The organism is Paraconexibacter sp., from assembly GCF_041602235.1.
Taxonomy (GTDB): domain Bacteria; phylum Actinomycetota; class Thermoleophilia; order Solirubrobacterales; family Solirubrobacteraceae; genus Paraconexibacter.
Genome location: NZ_JBFIGP010000372.1, coordinates 1 through 3,131, shown reverse-complemented (window position 1 = coordinate 3,131; position 3,131 = coordinate 1). Strand labels below are relative to the sequence as shown.

At 66.2% G+C, this 3,131-nt stretch carries 2 protein-coding genes and 1 pseudogene; all 3 read left to right on the top strand.

Annotated elements, in window-relative coordinates; translation table 11 throughout:
- On the top strand, positions 1–727 hold a 727-nt coding region (locus tag ABYE80_RS19090; protein ID WP_372791901.1), incomplete at its 5' end, for a cytochrome c oxidase subunit II.
- Between the two features lie 11 nt (positions 728–738).
- Complete coding sequence (gene ctaD, locus ABYE80_RS19085; protein WP_372791900.1) at positions 739–2,640, top strand: cytochrome c oxidase subunit I; 1,902 nt, start codon at positions 739–741, stop codon at positions 2,638–2,640.
- Between the two features lie 6 nt (positions 2,641–2,646).
- Positions 2,647–3,131: pseudogene (locus ABYE80_RS19080) on the top strand (hypothetical protein); the annotation flags it as partial.

The window sequence follows — 3,131 nt, the reverse complement described above, 5'->3', positions numbered from 1 at the left end:
CACTCTGCAGGACATCGAGGAGGCTCCGGCCAGCGGCCAGGAGGCGCGGGTCACGGTCACCGGCGAGCAGTTCACCTGGACCTTCGAGTACACCGGCGCGGACGGCAAGAAGTTCAGCACCAACCAGCTCTACGTCGAGCAGGGCAAGAGCGTGCGGTTCGACGTCAAGTCCAAGGACGTGATCCACGACTTCTGGGTCCCCGAGTGGCGGATGAAGATCGACGCCGTTCCCGGCATCACCACGAACTACCGGATCACCCCGACGAAGACCGGGGTCTTCCCGGTGGTGTGTGCCGAGCTGTGCGGCATCGGACACGCGTTCATGCGCCAGAGCGCCCACGTCCTCACGCCGGCGGCCTTCGAGAAGTGGATGGCGGACATGACCGCCAAGAAGGCCGGTGGGGGCGCGCCGAGCGATGACGGCGGCACCCAGACCGCGGATATCGACGGCAAGACGCTCTTCGTGGACGGCAACGGGGACTCGATCGCCTGCGGCAGCTGTCACACGCTGGCCGACGCCGGCACGAGCGGCCAGACCGGACCGGACCTCGACGAGGTCCTCGCCGGTCAGGACGCTGAGTCCATCAAGACCTCGATCGTGGACCCGAACGCGGAGATCACCGCGGGGTTCGGTGAAGGGTTGATGCCGCCGAACTACGGCGACACCCTGACCCCGGCCGAGATCGACGCCCTCGTCGACTACCTCGCCACGGCGACCAAGAAGTGAGGACCCGCCCGATGCTGCCCGCCAACCTCCGCAACGCAGGCTGGACCCGCGCAACGTTCTTCACGCTGCTCGGGATCGCCTTCTCCTACGCCCTGACGCTCGGGGCCCGTGCCGGACTGGACTACGACCCGATCCTGGACGGCGAATCCGTCCTGCAGGTCGCCCTGATCACCGCGCCGCTGTTCTTCCTCGTCGGGCTCGGACTGTTCGACTACTGGTTCTACTGGGCGTCCGGCAAGCCCGCGCGACCCGAGGACCACAGCGGCCACGGCGCGAAGAACTGGAAGAGCTACTTCTACCCGAACACCGACCACAAGGTCATCGGGATCCAGTACACGGTCACGTCGTTCTTCTTCCTGTTCGTCGGCGGGCTCATGGCCATGCTGATGCGCGCGGAGCTCGCCCAGCCGGGCCGGCAGTTCATCGATCCCGGCACCTTCAACGGCGTCTTCTCGGTCCACGCCTCGATCCTGATCTTCCTCTTCATCATCCCGGTGTTCGCCGGTATGGCGAACTACGTGCTGCCGCTGATGATCGGCGCGCCGGACATGGCGTTCCCGCGGCTCAACGCGCTGTCCTTCTGGTTCCTGCCGGTGGCCGGCGTGATGATGCTGGCCTCGTTCTTCGCCCCGGGCGGCTCGTTCGCCTCCGGCTGGACGGCGTATGCGCCGTTGTCGGACACGGCGCCGATAGGCCAGGTGTTCTTCACCATCGCGGTGCAGTTCGCGGGGGCGTCATCGATAGCCACCGCCCTGAACTTCCTGGTGACCATCATCACCATGCGTGCGCCCGGAATGAGCTTCTTCCGGATGCCGCTGCTGGTGTGGGCGAACTTCTCGACGTCGCTGCTCGTGGTCATCGCGACGCCCTTCATCGCCGCGTCGCAGTTCTTCATCCTGTTGGACCGCGCGCTGGGCTTCAACTTCTTCGACCCGTTGCAGGGCGGGGACGTGCTCATGTACCAGCACGTCTTCTGGTTCTACTCCCATCCGGCCGTCTACATCATGATCCTGCCCGGCTTCGGGATCATCAGCGAGGTCCTCGCGGTCAAGGCGCGCAAGCCGATCTTCGGCTACCGGATGATGGCGTTCTCCCTGCTGGGCATCGTGGTGCTCGGGTTCACCGTCTGGGCCCACCACATGTTCGTCAGCGGGATGCAGTCGTGGATCCGGATCCCGATGATGGTCACGACCGCGATCATCGCGGTGCCCACCGGCATCAAGGTGTTCAGCTGGCTCGCGACGCTCTGGCGAGGCGTGCTCAAGCTCGACACCCCGATGCTGTTCACGCTCGGGTTCATCACGATGTTCACCCTGGGTGGCATCTCCGGGGTGATGCTGGCGATGATCCCGCTGACGATCCACGTCAGCGACACGTACTTCATCGTCGCCCACATCCACTACGTGCTGTTCGGCGGATCGCTGTTCACGATCTTCGCCGGCGTCTACTACTGGTTCCCGAAGATGACGGGCCGCATGTACGACGAGCGACTCGGTCGCTGGCACTTCTGGCTGACCTTCATCTCGTTCAACGCGACGTTCGCCCCCATGCACCTCATCGGCGTCCAGGGCATGCCACGCCGCGTCGCCGACTACGCCGAGGAGTTCGCGGGCTGGAACCTGGCGATCTCGATCGCGTCGTTCGTCCTCGGCCTGAGCACGCTGATCTTCACGTACAACATGATCGTGTCCTGGCGCGGCGGCCCGCGGGCCGTGTCGAACCCCTGGCGCGCACTCACGCTCGAGTGGCAGGTCACCTCGCCCCCGCCCGTCTTCAACTTCGACCGGATCCCGACCGTCGTCGGTGGCCCCTACGAGTACGGGGTCCCCGGAGCTGTCCACGGGATCGTGCACGACGGCGCCGAAGTCAGTCCCACCCCCGCCGGTACCGTCGCCCAGCCGACCAAGGAGTAGCAGCGCATGAAGACCATCCTCGTCATCGCCAACGAGACGATCGGCGGCGCGAAGCTGTTCGAGACCGTCAAGGCCAAGGTCGACGCCGCGCCCGACGCGACGCGCGTCATCCTCTGCGTGCCGCGGACCAACCCGCGCCACGGCAACGTCATCTACGACGACGCTGTGTTCGAGGCCGCCCAGGTGCGGATCGATCTCGCTCGCGCGTATCTCCGTGACCGGGCCGGGATCGACATCGTCGGCGAAGTGGGTGACCCGGACCCGTACACCGCGACGATGGACGCGGTCGCCGAGCACGCGCCCGACGAGATCATCGTGTCGACCTACCCGGCGACGTCCTCGGGTTGGCTGCGCCGCGATCTGATCGAGCGGATCGAGCAGGCCTCGGGGCTCCCCGTCGAGCACGTCGTGGTCGACCTCGAGAGCGAGGGCCTCCCGTTCGCCGTCACCCTGGTCGTCGCCAACCGCACCGCGAGCCGCGACGAGATGGT